Origin of the sequence: Streptomyces sp. NPDC050674 (assembly GCF_040654575.1) — a bacterium.
Taxonomy (GTDB): Bacteria; Actinomycetota; Actinomycetes; order Streptomycetales; family Streptomycetaceae; genus Streptomyces.
In genome coordinates, this window is the sequence record NZ_JBFAIG010000016.1 from 106,819 (window position 1) to 120,735 (window position 13,917).

12 protein-coding genes are annotated in these 13,917 nt (G+C 72.1%); 8 read left to right on the forward strand and 4 right to left on the reverse strand.

What is annotated here, in order from left to right:
• Positions 1-29: 29 nt before the first annotated feature.
• The 5 genes from AB0I06_RS25355 to AB0I06_RS25375 all read left to right on the forward strand — a co-directional run bounded on the left by AB0I06_RS25355 (position 30) and on the right by AB0I06_RS25375 (position 5,557).
• On the forward strand, positions 30-1,472 hold the full coding sequence (locus AB0I06_RS25355) for a GuaB1 family IMP dehydrogenase-related protein (RefSeq protein WP_363121135.1): 1,443 nt from the start codon (positions 30-32) through the stop codon (positions 1,470-1,472).
• A gap of 95 nt (positions 1,473-1,567) precedes the next feature.
• Positions 1,568-2,062, forward strand: a complete 495-nt coding sequence (locus tag AB0I06_RS25360; RefSeq protein ID WP_363121136.1) for a GNAT family N-acetyltransferase — start codon at positions 1,568-1,570, stop codon at positions 2,060-2,062.
• A 229-nt stretch (positions 2,063-2,291) separates the two neighbouring features.
• Positions 2,292-3,761 carry an amino acid permease gene (locus AB0I06_RS25365; RefSeq protein ID WP_363121137.1) on the forward strand — a complete coding sequence of 490 codons (1,470 nt, stop codon included), beginning with the start codon at positions 2,292-2,294 and terminating at the stop codon, positions 3,759-3,761.
• Positions 3,762-3,771: 10 nt separating this feature from the next.
• Positions 3,772-4,224 (forward strand): Lrp/AsnC family transcriptional regulator, encoded by a 453-nt coding sequence (locus tag AB0I06_RS25370; protein ID WP_104778814.1) that lies wholly within the window; start codon positions 3,772-3,774, stop codon positions 4,222-4,224.
• Positions 4,225-4,360: 136 nt separating this feature from the next.
• The gene (locus tag AB0I06_RS25375; protein ID WP_363121138.1) at positions 4,361-5,557 is read left to right on the forward strand and encodes an MFS transporter; all 1,197 of its coding nucleotides are present in this window, start codon (positions 4,361-4,363) and stop codon (positions 5,555-5,557) included.
• Here the strand turns inward: AB0I06_RS25375 and AB0I06_RS25380 are convergent.
• Positions 5,526-6,062 (reverse strand): Repetin, encoded by a 537-nt coding sequence (locus AB0I06_RS25380; RefSeq protein ID WP_363121139.1) that lies wholly within the window; start codon positions 6,060-6,062, stop codon positions 5,526-5,528. The genes AB0I06_RS25375 and AB0I06_RS25380 overlap by 32 nt on opposite strands.
• A gap of 316 nt (positions 6,063-6,378) precedes the next feature.
• Here AB0I06_RS25380 and AB0I06_RS25385 point away from each other — a divergent pair, with 316 nt between their 5' ends.
• A complete protein-coding gene (locus AB0I06_RS25385; protein ID WP_363121140.1) occupies positions 6,379-7,167 on the forward strand; it encodes a carbon-nitrogen hydrolase family protein in 789 nt (262 codons plus the stop codon).
• Between the two features lie 47 nt (positions 7,168-7,214).
• Positions 7,215-8,912, forward strand: a complete 1,698-nt coding sequence (locus AB0I06_RS25390; protein WP_363121141.1) for an NAD(P)/FAD-dependent oxidoreductase — start codon at positions 7,215-7,217, stop codon at positions 8,910-8,912.
• Here the strand turns inward: AB0I06_RS25390 and AB0I06_RS25395 are convergent.
• Positions 8,909-9,622, reverse strand: coding sequence for a DUF5995 family protein (locus AB0I06_RS25395; RefSeq protein ID WP_363121142.1), 714 nt, complete (start codon positions 9,620-9,622; stop codon positions 8,909-8,911). The genes AB0I06_RS25390 and AB0I06_RS25395 overlap by 4 nt on opposite strands.
• Positions 9,623-9,797: 175 nt before the next feature.
• On the opposite strand from AB0I06_RS25395, the gene AB0I06_RS25400 reads away from it, so the two are divergent.
• Positions 9,798-10,928: a glycoside hydrolase family 6 protein gene (locus AB0I06_RS25400; RefSeq protein WP_363121204.1), complete on the forward strand. Its 1,131-nt coding sequence runs from the start codon at positions 9,798-9,800 to the stop codon at positions 10,926-10,928.
• Here AB0I06_RS25400 and AB0I06_RS25405 read toward each other — a convergent pair.
• Complete coding sequence (locus AB0I06_RS25405; protein WP_363121143.1) at positions 10,907-12,286, reverse strand: solute carrier family 23 protein; 1,380 nt, start codon at positions 12,284-12,286, stop codon at positions 10,907-10,909. The two genes, AB0I06_RS25400 and AB0I06_RS25405, sit on opposite strands and share 22 nt — an antisense overlap.
• Before the next feature lie 300 nt (positions 12,287-12,586).
• Positions 12,587-13,792, reverse strand: coding sequence for an MFS transporter (locus AB0I06_RS25410; protein WP_363121144.1), 1,206 nt, complete (start codon positions 13,790-13,792; stop codon positions 12,587-12,589).
• Positions 13,793-13,917: the final 125 nt, after the last annotated feature.

Genomic DNA, 13,917 nt, shown 5'->3' on the forward strand with positions numbered 1-13,917 from the left:
CACCTCTGATCGACTGGGATGTGCAGCACGTGCGTTTCCTCAATGACATACAGCCCGGGTACGACCTGACGTACGACGACGTCTTCATGGTGCCGAGCCGCTCCTCGGTGGGCTCACGGCAGGCCGTCGACCTCAGCTCCCCGGACGGCACGGGCACCACCATCCCGCTCGTCGTCGCCAACATGACCGCCATCGCCGGCCGCCGCATGGCCGAGACCGTGGCCCGCCGCGGCGGCCTCGTGGTGATACCGCAGGACATCCCGAACGACGTCGTCACCGACGTCGTCTCCTGGGTGAAGAGCCGGCACCTCGTGCTGGACACCCCCATCATCCTGTCCCCGCACCAGACCGTCGCGGACGCCCTGGCCCTGCTGCCCAAGCGGGCGCACGACGCCGGTGTCGTCGTCGACGAGAACCACAAGCCGGTCGGCGTGGTCACCGACGCCGACCTGTCCGGCGTGGACCGCTTCACGCAGCTCGCCGAGGTCATGTCCCGGGACCTGCTGCTCATCGACGCCGACATGGACCCGGGCGAGGCCTTCGACACCCTCGACCACGCCAACCGCCGCTACGCCCCCGCGGTCAACCAGGACGGCACCCTCGCCGGCATCCTCACCCGCAAGGGCGCCCTGCGCGCGACGCTCTACACGCCGGCCACCGACGCACAGGGGCGGCTGCGCGTCGCCGCCGCCGTCGGCATCAACGGCGACGTCGCCGGCAAGGCGCAGCAGCTGCTCGACGCGGGGGTCGACGCCCTCGTCATCGACACCGCGCACGGTCACCAGGAGTCGATGATCAGCGCCCTGAAGCTGGTGCGCGACCTCGACCCGCAGGTGCCGATCGTCGCGGGCAACGTGGTCGCCGCCGCGGGTGTGCGCGACCTGATCGAGGCGGGCGCGGACATCGTCAAGGTCGGTGTCGGGCCGGGCGCCATGTGCACCACGCGCATGATGACCGGCGTCGGCCGGCCGCAGTTCTCCGCCGTCCTGGAGTGCGCCGCCGAGGCGAAGAAGTACGGCAAGCACGTCTGGGCCGACGGCGGCGTCCGCCACCCCCGTGACGTGGCCATGGCCCTCGCGGCCGGCGCCTCCAACGTGATGGTCGGCTCCTGGTTCGCGGGCACCTACGAGTCCCCGGGCGACCTCCAGCACGACGCCCAGGGCCGCGCCTACAAGGAGTCCTTCGGCATGGCGTCCGCCCGGGCCGTGCGCAACCGCACCTCGGAGGAGTCCGCGTACGACCGGGCCCGCAAGGCGCTGTTCGAGGAGGGCATCTCCACCTCCCGCATGTTCCTCGACCCGGCCCGCCCGGGCGTCGAGGACCTGATCGACTCGATCATCGCGGGCGTCCGCTCCTCCTGCACCTACGCCGGTGCCGGCTCCCTGGAGGAGTTCGCCGAGAAGGCCATCGTCGGCATCCAGAGCGCCGCCGGCTACGCCGAGGGCAAGCCGCTGCACGCCAGCTGGAACTGACGGCGGCCCCAACGCCCCGCCGTACGGCCCCCGTCCCCCCGCCCTGCGGGAAAAAGCGGGGGCCGTAGCGCGTGCGCGGGCCCTACCGTCGGCGCATGGAGATCGCCGAGTGCAGGGCCGAGGACCTTCAGGCGCTGGAGCGCCGCATGCCGTCGCACAGCGCCGACGGCAGCCACGCCGCCCGCTTCGCACGGCAGCGGGCGGGGGAGAGCACGTACCTGATCCCGTGGCTGGAGGGCAGACCCGTGGGCCACGCGGAGGTCCGCTGGACCGGCTGCGAGGCGCCCGAGGTGCGGGCCGCGCAGCCGGGATGCCCGGAGATCAACGGTCTCCTCGTCTGGCCCGCGTCGCTCCGCTCCCGGGGCGTCGGAGCCGCACTCGTGCACGCCGCCGAGCGGCTGGCGCGCGAGCGCGGGATCGATGTGATGGGTCTCGGCGTCGGCGACGGCAACTCCCGCGCGGCGGCGCTCTACGCCCGACTGGGATACCGGCCCACCGTGGCGTACGTCGACCGCTGGGCCCAGCTGGATCCCGACGGCGTTCGGCAGGAGCGGGCCGACCCCTGCGTGTTCCTCGTGAAGGCCCTCTGAGGGCCCCTGTGCAACGGTCGACAGCCGCCCCGCAACGAACACCCGTCCAGCCCCGGGGAACGCAATGATCTTGCGGGGATGCGCAAGGTTGCTGCATTTCGACAGCAACGCCGTTGCTCATAGGCTGTCGCCTCGTACGTGGCGTGGCGGGGACTCCGCTCGGTGGGTCCCTGCTCAAGGGCGCCCCCGGTCCCCGCCGCCCTGACCGGCAGCGAAAAGGAGCCAGCGCGTGCTCGACCAAGGCGCACCCCCGCAGAACCAAGGCCAGACAGCCGCTTCCGCGTCCCCTGGGATCGGCGCGCGCCTCATGCGCCGCAAGCCCGTGGAACGCCTGGTGGCAGAGGGTGGCCAGGGTGAGGGAGGGTCGCTGCGCCGCACCCTCGGGCTGTGGCAGCTCACCATGATCAGCATCGGTGCCACCCTCGGCACCGGCATCTTCGTCGTCCTCGGCGAGGCCGTCCCGAAGGCGGGCCCGGCCGTCACGCTCTCCTTCGTCATCGCCGGCCTCACCGCCCTGTTCTCGGCCCTGTCCTACGCCGAGCTCGCGGGCACCATCCCCGTCGCCGGCTCCTCGTACTCGTATGCGTACGCAACGATGGGTGAGCTGGTCGCCTGGATATGCGGCTGGTGCCTGGTCCTGGAGTACGGCGTGTCGGTCGCGGCCGTCGCCGTCGGCTGGGGCGAGTACCTCAACGAACTCCTCGACGGCACCATCGGCGTCACCATCCCCGACGCCCTGTCCGCCCCGCCCGGCGACGGCGGCGTGTTCAACCTGCCGGCGCTGATCGTCGTGCTGCTCGCCATGGCGTTCCTGCTGGGCGGCGCCCGCGAGTCGGCCCGCGCGAACACCGTCATGGTCGTCGTGAAGATCGCCGCGCTGGTGATGTTCTGCGCCATCGGCGTGCAGGGCTTCCGCTCCGGCAACTACGAGAACTTCATGCCGCTCGGCATGGCCGGGGTCAGCGCCGCCGGCGCCACGCTGTTCTTCTCCTACATCGGCTTCGACGCCGCCTCCACCGCCGGTGAGGAGGCCAAGAACGCCCAGCGCGACCTGCCCCGCGCGATCATGCTCTCGCTGGTCATCGTCACCGCGCTGTACGTCCTCGTCGCCGCCGTCGCCGTCGGCGCCAAGCCGTGGAAGAACTTCACCGACTCCGAGGCCGCCCTCGCCCAGATCATGCGCGAGGTCACCGGGCAGACCTTCTGGGGCACGCTGCTGGCGTTCTGCGCCGTCATCGCCATCGCGAGCGTCGTCCTGACCGTGCTGTACGGGCAGACCCGCATCCTGTTCGCCATGTCCCGCGACGGCCTCGTGCCCAAGGTGTTCGCCAAGGTCCACCCGAAGACCGGCGCCCCGCGCGCCAACACCCTGATCGTCTCCCTGTTCTGCGGGGTCCTGGCCGCCGCGATCCCGCTCGGGCAGCTCGCCGACGCCACCAGCATCGGCACCCTGTTCGCCTTCGCCCTCGTCAACGTGGCCGTCGTGGTGCTGCGCCGCACGCAGCCGGACATGCCCCGCACCTTCCGGGTGCCGCTGTCCCCGGTCCTGCCCGCGCTGGGCTTCGCCTTCTGCCTCTGGATGATGGGCAGCCTGTCGACCGTGACCTGGGTCGTCTTCGGTGTCTGGATGGCCGTGGGTCTCGTGTTCTACTTCGGGTACGGCTACCGCCGTTCCCGACTCGCGCCATCCGAAAAGTGATCAACCCACTGTGCTGAACGATCTCGACGAACGCATCGTGCACGCCCTCGCCGAGGACGCCCGCCGCTCCTACGCCGACATCGGCTCGCTCGTCGGCCTGTCCGCGCCCGCCGTGAAACGGCGCGTGGACCGGCTGCGGGCCACCGGAGCCATCACCGGCTTCACCGTGCGCGTGGACCCGGGCGCCCTCGGCTGGGAGACCGAGGGGTTCGTCGAGATCTACTGCCGCGGGAACACCTCCCCGGAGACCATCCAGCGGGGCCTGGAGCGCTACCAGGAGGTCGTGGCCGCCTCCACCGTCACCGGGGACGCGGACGCGATCGCCCAGGTCTTCGCCTCCGACATGCGCCACTTCGAACGGGTCCTGGAGCGGATCGCCGGGGAGCCCTTCGTCGAGCGGACCAAGTCCGTGCTCGTGCTCTCGCCGCTGCTGCGGCGCTTCTCGTCGGGCTCGCCCACGTAACTCCGTGGCCCCGTGCACGCGGCAGCTCTAGCCTGGGTGTCATGACCCGGCGACATTGATCCACCAGCCGTGCCTCCCGAGGACCGCCTCGGCCGCCGTACCTCCGGCGTCCGATCCGTCCTTCCGGGAAGGCCCCATGACACTCTCACCCGCACGCGTGCCCGCCACCGGCGTCCGGCGGCTGGCGGCCACGCTGTACGGCTACGCGTTCCTCGACGACTTCGTCCTGCTCTACCCGGTGTACGCGCTGCTGTTCGCCGACACCGGGATGTCGCTCTGGCAGATCTCCTCCCTGTTCGCCCTGTGGTCGGTGACCGCCGTGCTGCTGGAGGTCCCCTCCGGAGCCTGGGCCGACACCATGTCGCGCCGCAGGCTGCTGTGGATCGGCCCGCTGCTCACCGCCACCGGCTTCGCGCTGTGGGTGGCCGTCCCGTCGTACGGGGCGTTCGCGGCCGGATTCGTCCTGTGGGGCGCGGGCGGGGCGCTCGGCTCCGGCGCTCTGGAGGCGCTGGTCTACGACGAGCTGGACCGGCTCGGCGCCGCCGGCCGCTACGCGCGCGTCATGGGCCGGGCCAGGGCGGCGCGGCTGCTGGGCACGGTGGCCTCCATGGGCCTTGCGGGGCCCGTCCTCGCCCACGGCGGCTACGCGGCGGCCGGTGCCGCCGGTGTTCTGTCCTGTGTGCTGACCGCTCTCACCGCGACCCGGTTCCCGGAGCACCGCGCGCGGCCCGAGGGTCCCGGCGACAGCTGGGCGACGACCGTGCGCGCCGGACTCGCCCAGATGCGCGGGGACCGTGGCGTGCGCGGCGCCCTGCTGCTGGTGCCCGCCGTGGCCGCGGTGTGGGGCGCGCTGGACGAGTACACACCGCTGCTGGTCCGGGACCTCGGCGTCTCCGACGCGACGGTGCCCTACCTGATCATGCTGATCTGGGCGGGCGTCACCCTCGGCAGCCTGCTGACCGGCCCGGCCGAACGCCTCGGCACGACCGGGCTCGCGGTGCTGCTCGCGGGTGCCGCCCTCGCCCTGGCCCTGGGGGCCCTGACACGTTCCCTGGCCGGTGTGGCCCTCGTGAGCCTCGCCTTCGCCGGGTTCCAGCTGGCCGAGGTGCTCGCCGACGTCCGTCTTCAGCACCGCATCGACGAGTCCCGCCGGGCCACCCTCACCTCCGTGGCGAGCCTGGGCACCGAGCTGGCCACGGTCGCCACGTTCGGTGTGTACGCCATGCTCGGCACCGGCCTGGCGCACAGCACCGTCTTCGCGGTCCTCGCGATTCCCTACCTCGTGACGGCCCTGGCGCTGGCTAGATCTCGGGCCGCCACGGCACGACCGTGAAGTCGCCCGTCCCCTTCCTGACCTTCTCGAAGGGGGCGGAGCTCACGCACTTGGGCAGGCCCTCCGTCTCGGCGGGACTGCCCGTGGACGCCCAGCTGTAGCCGAGCCGGTCGTGGCGTCCGAGGTCGTGCACGGTGACGCCGACCCGTTTGCCCTCGGCGCCCGGGAGATCGGACTCGGTGACGACGCCGGAGACGACGGCCACCTTGCCGCCGGTCACCAGGCAGTCGACCTTCACCTTCGCCCGGGCGCCCTCGCCGTTCAGGTAGTGGCTGAACTCGAAGGTGCCGGTGGCCTTCATCGGATCGGCGGTGTCCCGGGCGGCCAGATGGGCGTCGAAGGAGAACGTGATGTCGTCCCCTGCCGAGCGGTACAGCTTGGCGGTGCCGGTGAGGGCCGCGGCCTCCCGCTGCCGGGGAGTGTCGGACGCGGTCGCCGCCGAGGCCGCCCCGGCCGTGAGCAGCAGCGCGGACCCCAGCACGACGATCTTCGTGAAGCGCTTCATTGCGTTCCTTTCCGCAGGTCGGATGGACAGCTCTCACTCTCCCGGCCCGACGTGGCACGGACATCGCGCTCGGGGCGGGACCCCGCCTCCGCCATACGGCGGGGGAGACGGAGCGGGCCTGCCCGCCCAGGAGGAGCCGGGTACGACCCCGGGGCGCGCAACGAATCGCCGCCCGGCCCGGCACGTACGCAATGAACCGTTCACCGGCGCGCAACGGCTCCTGCTTGTCCGCCCTGGTCAGCCGCCCGTACCGTCTATGTGGCCCCTTCAACGACCCGTGGGCCCTCCGACCCCTTTCGCCCGGTGAGGATCACGCATGCGCACCGCCCTGCTCCAGAGCTCCGGCCGCCCCGGCTCGACCGTCGAGAACCTGAAGGTCCTCGACGAGGCCGCGGGCCGGGCCGCTGCCGCGGGTGCCGGGCTGCTCGTCACGGCGGAGATGTTCCTGACCGGCTACGCGATCGGCGACGGCATCGGACGGCTCGCCGAACCCGCCGACGGCGACTGCGCGGACGCGATCGCCGAGATCGCCACGAACCACGGCCTGGCGATCGCCTACGGCTACCCCGAGCGGGCCGGCGACACCGTGTTCAACTCCGCCCAGCTGATCTCCGCCGACGGCACCCGGCTCGCCAACTACCGCAAGACCCACCTCTTCGGCTGCTTCGAGCGCGACCACTTCACACCCGGTGACCAGCCGGTCGTCCAGGCCGAGATCGGCGGCGTGCGCGTCGGCATCCTCATCTGCTACGACGTGGAGTTCCCGGAGAACGTCCGCGCCCACGCCCTGGCCGGCACCGACCTGCTGGTGGTCCCGACCGCGCAGATGCACCCGTTCCAGTTCGTCGCCGAGTCGATGATCCCGGTGCGGGCCTTCGAGAACCAGATGTACGTCGCGTACGTCAACCGGGTCGGCCAGGAAGGCGAGTTCGAGTTCGTGGGCCTGTCCACGCTCGCCGGCCCCGACGGGATCGCCCGCACCCGGGCCGGGCGCGGTGAGGACCTCCTCCTCGCCGACGTCGACCCCGCCTTCGTCGCCGCCTCGCGCGAGGCCAACCCGTACTTGAGCGACCGGCGGCCCGGCCTGTACCGGCCGCTCGTCTGACGCCCCCTGAACCGCCCGTTCGTACCCGTGCAAGGAGTCCGTACCCCATGACGTCCACCGTGCCCAACGCCGTCGAGCACGCTGACGCGCAGCAGCCGCCGATCACCATGTTCGGCCCGGACTTCCCCTACGCCTACGACGACTTCCTCGCCCACCCGGCCGGTCTCGGGCAGATACCCGCGACCGAGCACGGCACGGAGGTCGCCGTCATCGGCGGCGGCCTGTCCGGCATCGTCGCCGCGTACGAGCTGATGAAGATGGGCCTCAAGCCGGTCGTGTACGAGGCCGACCAGATCGGCGGCCGGCTGCGCACGGTGGGCTTCGACGGCTGCGACGAGTCCCTCACCGCCGAGATGGGCGCGATGCGCTTCCCGCCGTCCTCCACGGCCCTCCAGCACTACATCGACCTCGTCGGTCTCGAGACCCGGCCCTTCCCCAACCCCCTGGCCGAGGCGACCCCCTCGACCGTCGTCGACCTCAAGGGCGAGTCGCACTACGCCGAGACCATCGAGGACCTGCCGCAGGTCTACCGGGACGTCGCCGAGGCCTGGGGCCGGTGCCTGGAGGAGGGCGCCGACTTCTCCGACATGAACCGCGCCCTGCGCGAGCGGGACGTGCCGCGCATCCGCGAGATCTGGTCCAAGCTCGTCGAGAAGCTCGACAACCAGACGTTCTACGGCTTCCTCTGCGACTCCGAGGCGTTCAAGTCCTTCCGGCACCGGGAGATCTTCGGCCAGGTCGGCTTCGGCACGGGCGGCTGGGACACCGACTTCCCCAACTCGATCCTGGAGATCCTGCGCGTCGTCTACACCGAGGCCGACGACCACCACCGCGGCATCGTCGGCGGCTCCCAGCAGCTGCCGCTGCGCCTGTGGGAGCGCGAGCCGCAGAAGATCGTCCACTGGCCGCTCGGCACCTCGCTCGCGAACCTGCACGAGGGCGGCGAGCCGCGCCCGGCCGTCACCCGGCTGCACCGCACCGCCGGCAACCGCATCACGGTGACCGACGCCCGCGGCGACATCCGCACCTACCAGGCGGCCATCTTCACCGCCCAGTCCTGGATGCTGCTGTCGAAGATCGCCTGCGACGACTCGCTCTTCCCGATCGACCACTGGACCGCGATCGAGCGCACCCACTACATGGAGTCCTCGAAGCTCTTCGTGCCGGTGGACCGCCCGTTCTGGCTGGACAAGGACGAGGACACCGGCCGGGACGTCATGTCGATGACGCTCACCGACCGCATGACGCGCGGCACTTACCTGCTCGACGACGGCCCGGACAAGCCCGCCGTGATCTGCCTGTCCTACACCTGGTGCGACGACAGCCTGAAGTGGCTGCCGCTGTCCGCGAACGAGCGGATGGAGGTCATGCTGAAGTCGCTCGGCGAGATCTATCCCAAGGTCGACATCCGCAAGCACATCATCGGCAACCCGGTGACCGTCTCCTGGGAGAACGAGCCCTACTTCATGGGCGCGTTCAAGGCCAACCTGCCCGGCCACTACCGCTACCAGCGGCGCCTGTTCACGCACTTCATGCAGGACCGGCTGCCCGAGGACAAGCGCGGCATCTTCCTCGCCGGCGACGACATCTCCTGGACGGCCGGCTGGGCCGAGGGCGCCATCCAGACCGCCCTCAACGCCGTCTGGGGCGTCATGCACCACCTCGGCGGCACCACCGACCCGACCAACCCGGGCCCCGGCGACCTCTACGACGAGATCGCGCCCGTCGAGCTGCCGGAGGACTAGCCCCGGAGCGGCGGTCCGGCCAGCGGTGTGAGCAGCATGCGCCCCGCGAAGCCCACCGCCGTGTCCAGGCGTTCCGTGAACTCCTCCGCCACATCGGGGAGTTCACGCAGGACCCACAGCGCCCGGGCCGCCGTCCACGCGGCGTCCCGGGCCCGCTCCAGACTCCAGGAGCCGAGCAGATGGGTCAGCGGGTCCGCGATCCGGAACAGGTCGGGGCCCGGCATCAGATCGTCGCGGATGCGCTCCTCCAGCGACACGAGGAGATCGCCCACCATGTCGAACTCGTCCTCCAGATCGACGGGTGCGCAGCCGAGCGTACGGCAGGTGTCCACGACGGCCAGCGCGAGATCGTGCCCGATGTGCGCGTTGATGCCCGCCAGCGCGAACTGCAACGGCCGTACCCCGGGATGGCGGCGCAACTGGAACAGCGGCCGCCAGCAGGCGGGCGGACGCCCCCCGTCGGCCACCGTCTCGACGGCCTCCAGATACCGCTGCGCGAACCGTACGTCCAGCGTGATCGCGGCGTGGGTGTCCGCGAACCGCCCGGTGTCGACGCAGCGGTCCACCGCCTCCGTCACGGCGAGGTAGACGCCGTTGAAGACCGCCACCCCGTCCCTGGGATGCAGGCCGTCCCGGAGCGCGCGCATCCGGGAGATCACTGCGTCGACCGGAGTGTCCACGGCTGGGGGGACTTGTTCGCATCGCGGCATGCGGGCAGAGTCGCAGCTCTAGGCTGGCGGAGGTACCGGCGGGCCCGGCGCTTCCCCGAAACGGGGGAACACCGCCCGCCGCAGGGGGAGGGGGAGCAGCACCGTGTCAGGCTCGCGCGCCCGGCGCCTGGCCGCCCGCAAGGCCGAGCGCAGGCGGGCCGCCCGGCGCGCCGCCATGGTCGCGACGGCCTCGCTCGTGGTCGCGGCCGGCGCGGTCGCGGGGGTCCTCGCCGCGTTCGACGACCGGCGGGCCCCAAACGAGGCCGCGCCGCCCCAGGTGTCGGCGTCGCCGCACCCGGTGCCCCTGCCGGCCGTGCCGTCGTCCTCCGCGCCGGCCGCCGACCCGTCCGCCACCCCCTCGCCGTCGCCGACCGCGCGCCGTACGCGCAGCTCCGCGCCGCCGAGGACCGAGAAGAAGCGGGAGCGCGCCACCACCGTGGCCGGTCGGCTGTACCGCCACCCCGACTCCCAGGTGCTGGAATGGGTCCGCTCCCATGCCGGCGACCCCCGGCAGGCGGTCATCGCGTCCCGTATCGCCGAGCAGCCGGCGGCGGTCTGGTTCGCCGACTACTCCCCGCAGACCGTCACCGCCCGGGTCGCCGCGGTGACCTCGGGCGGAGCCGCGCTGGGCCGGGTGCCCGTCGTGGTGCCCTACGCGATCCCCGGCCGGGACTGCGGCGGCCACTCCCAAGGCGGGGCGCCCGACCTGGACGCCTACGACGCCTGGATCGACCGGTTCGCGGCGGGGCTGGGCTCCGGCGAGGTCGTCGTCGTCCTGGAGCCGGACTCGGTCGCCCAGACCGAGTGCCTCTCCGCCGGTGACCGCGCGGACCGCTTCGCCTCGCTGGCCCGGGCCGGCCGCGTCCTGAAGGCCGCCAACCCCCGGGCCCGGGTGTACTTCGACGCGGGACACTCGGGCTGGAACGCGCCCGGCAAGCAGGCCGCCTGGCTCCGGCAGGCCGGTGCCGCCTCGCCCGAGGCGTCCGACGGGATCTTCAGCAACGTCTCCAACTTCCACACCACCGCCGACGAGGTCGCCTACGACCGGCGGGTCCTCGACGCGCTCGGCGGACCGGCGAGCCTCGGCGCCGTGATCGACACCAGCCGCAACGGCAACGGCGCCCCGCCCGACGGCCAGTGGTGCGATCCGGCGGGCCGGGCGCTCGGCCGGTCACCGACCCTGACCACCGGCGAGGCCCGCATCGACGCCTACCTGTGGGTGAAGCTGCCGGGGGAGTCGGACGGCTGCAAGGGCAGCCCCGGGACGTTCACCGCGTCCTACGCCTACGACTTGGCGTCGTCGTAGGAGGAGGTGCCCTCGTCCAGCAGCGGCGTCTGCGTCTTCAAGTGGGCCGGGGCGAAGGCCCGCAGGGCGTGGTAGCCGGTGATGACGACGATCGTGCCGAGCGCGATGCCGCTCAACGAGAACGTGTCGGTGAACTTCAGGGAGACGTTGCCGACACCGATGATGATGCCCGCGGCGGCCGGGACCAGGTTCAGCGGATTGCGCAAGTCCACCTCGGCGTTGATCCAGATCTGCGCGCCGAGCAGGCCGATCATGCCGTACAGGATGACGGTGATGCCGCCGAGCACCCCACCCGGGATCGCCGCCACGACCGCCCCGAACTTCGGGCAGAGGCCGAACAGCAGGGCGAAACCGGCGGCGGCCCAGTAGGCGGCCGTCGAGTACACGCGGGTCGCGGCCATCACGCCGATGTTCTCGGAGTACGTGGTGTTGGGCGGGCCGCCGACCGCGGTGGACAGCATCGAGCCGACGCCGTCGGCCGCGATCGCCGTACCGAGCTTGTCGTCCAGCGAGTCGCCGGTCATCTCACCGACCGCCTTCACGTGCCCGGCGTTCTCCGCGACCAGCGCGATGACGACCGGCAGGGCGACCAGGATCGCCGACCACTCGAACGACGGGGCGTGCAGGCTCGGCAGCCCGATCCAGTCGGCCGTCCCCACGCCGGACAGGTCCAGCCGCCAGTGGTCGGTGAGCCTGCCGCTCGCGTCCACCGAGTGGATCTTGCCGAAGACCAGGTCGAACACCCAGGAGATGCCGTACCCGAAGACCAGCCCCAGGAAGATCGCGATCCGGGACCAGAAACCCCGCAGACAGACGACCGCCAGACCGGTGAACAGCATCACCAGCAGGGCCGTCCACTGGTCCTGCGGCCAGTACGTCGAGGCCGTCACCGGTGCCAGGTTGAAGCCGATCAGCATCACCACCGCGCCGGTCACGATCGGCGGCATCGCGGCATGGATGATCCGCGCCCCGAACCGCCGCACGGCGAGCCCCACCAGGAACAGCGCGCCCCCGACGACGAACACCGCGCCGGTGACGGTCGCGCTGCTGCCGCCCTGCGCGCGGATCACGGCCGCCACACCGACGAAGGACAGAGAGCACCCCAGGTAACTCGGCACGCTGCCCCGGGTGGCGAGCAGGAACACGACGGTCGCGACGCCCGACATCATGATCGCGAGGTTCGGGTCCAGACCCATCAGGACCGGGGCCACGAAGGACGCCCCGAACATGGCGACGACATGCTGGGCACCGAGCCCGGCCGTGCGCGGCCAGGAGAGCCGCTCGTCGGGGCGGACCACCGCGCCGGGCGCCGGGGTGCGCCCGTCGCCGTGCAGTTTCCAGCGGACGCCGAGATCCATGGTGCGGTTCGCTTTCGTCGTACGTGCGAGTGTCCGGACCATTGTCGGGGTGGGCTGCGTGTGGGGGTGACCGGGGTGTTCTGGTGTCGTGCCGGGTCGGGGGCCCGGCACGGGGTGGGCCGGTCACGAGCGGGCCGGCTCAGAGCCGCCGTCGGCCGACGCCCCACGTCGGCTCAGCTCGCGTGTCGGTCACGACCGAGGCCGGCTCAGGACCAGGCCGACGCAGGACCCGGCCGACTCCGGATCGGCCGGCTCAGGACCGGGCCGACGCAGGACCCGGCCGGTTCAGGACCGGCCCGTTCAAGGGCGCTGGTCGGCGACCGCCGTGTCCGGGTGGCCGATCTTCGTTCGCTCGCCGGGGCGCAGCACCCCCGCGAACGCCACCAGGCCGCACGACAGCGCCGTCACGAGGCAGAACGACACCATCAGGCTGGTCGCCTGGGCCAGCATGCCGATCGCGCTCGGCGCGACCAGCCCCGAGGTGTAGGTGATGGTCGCGACGCCCGCGATGGCCAGGCTCGGGTTGGCGCCGCTGCGGCCCGCCGCCGCGAAGCACAGCGGTACGACGACGGCGATGCCGAGCCCCATCAGCGCGAACCCGCTCATGGCCACCGCCGGATGGTCCGCCAGGACGATCAGCAGCCCGCCGAGGACGGCGAACACACCGCTCGCCCGCACCGTGCGCACGGCCCCGAAGCGGTCCACGATCTTGTCACCGGCGAGCCGGGCGACGGCCATGGTGAGTGTGAAGCCGGTCGTGCAGGCCGCGGCGAGACCGGGCGAGGTCTCCAGCTGCTCGCGCAGGTACACCGCCGACCAGTCCAGGCTCGCGCCCTCCGCGAACACCGCGCAGAACCCGATCGCGCCGATGAGCAGCGCCGAGCGGGGCGGCAGTGCGAACCGCGGCGGCGGCTCCTCGTCCTCAGCGGGCTGGAGGTCGAGCACCCACTGGCAGGACAGCACGCCGACGGCGGTGAGGATCGCCGCGGCCAGGACGTGATGCAGCCGGGCGTCCGAGCCCAGGTGGGCGGCGAGCGTGCCGGCCGCCGAGCCGACCAGGGTCCCCGCACTCCACATGCCGTGCAGCCCGGACATGATCGACCGGCCGAGGCGGTTCTCCACCTCGACCCCCAGCGCGTTCATCGCCACGTCCGCCATGCCCGCCGTAGCGCCGTACGTGAACAGGGCCAGGCAGAGCGTCAGCAGGTTCGGGGCGAGGGACGGCAGGACCAGCGACAGCGTCCACAGGGCGATCAGACCGCGCAGCGCGTTGCGGGCGCCGAAGCGGTGGCTGATGCTGCCGGCGAGCGGCATCGCCACGGACGCGCCGAGCGCGGGGAAGGCCAGCGCGATCCCCAACTGGCCCGCGCTCACGCCCGCGTGATCCTGGATCCAGGGCACGCGGGTCGCGAACGAGCCGGTGACGGCGCCGTGCACGGCGAAGACGGCGGCCACGGCGTACCGCGACCGCCTCACCTCGCGCTGTTCGTCGACCACGTTGCCCATTCTGCGGTCCCCCTCCGGGTCTCTGCCGTGCTCGTGGCTGGTCCGCGCGTAAACTATCAGGAACCCTGCCTGATAATAAGAGGGTCTCCCCGGCGGGCACGGCCGACGGTCCCGCCGATCTGGAA

Bases quoted from the DNA above. Each gene is read 5' to 3' on its own strand.
- AB0I06_RS25390 (WP_363121141.1), top strand. From the start codon at position 7,215: ATGACGTCCACCGTGCCCAACGCCGTCGAGCACGCTGACGCGCAGCAG.
- AB0I06_RS25385 (WP_363121140.1), top strand. From the start codon at position 6,379: ATGCGCACCGCCCTGCTCCAGAGCTCCGGCCGCCCCGGCTCGACCGTC.
- AB0I06_RS25395 (WP_363121142.1), bottom strand. From the start codon at position 9,622: ATGCCGCGATGCGAACAAGTCCCCCCAGCCGTGGACACTCCGGTCGAC.
- AB0I06_RS25360 (WP_363121136.1), top strand. From the start codon at position 1,568: ATGGAGATCGCCGAGTGCAGGGCCGAGGACCTTCAGGCGCTGGAGCGC.
- AB0I06_RS25375 (WP_363121138.1), top strand. From the start codon at position 4,361: ATGACACTCTCACCCGCACGCGTGCCCGCCACCGGCGTCCGGCGGCTG.
- AB0I06_RS25380 (WP_363121139.1), bottom strand. From the start codon at position 6,062: ATGAAGCGCTTCACGAAGATCGTCGTGCTGGGGTCCGCGCTGCTGCTC.
- AB0I06_RS25405 (WP_363121143.1), bottom strand. From the start codon at position 12,286: ATGGATCTCGGCGTCCGCTGGAAACTGCACGGCGACGGGCGCACCCCG.
- AB0I06_RS25410 (WP_363121144.1), bottom strand. From the start codon at position 13,792: ATGGGCAACGTGGTCGACGAACAGCGCGAGGTGAGGCGGTCGCGGTAC.
- AB0I06_RS25400 (WP_363121204.1), top strand. From the start codon at position 9,798: ATGGTCGCGACGGCCTCGCTCGTGGTCGCGGCCGGCGCGGTCGCGGGG.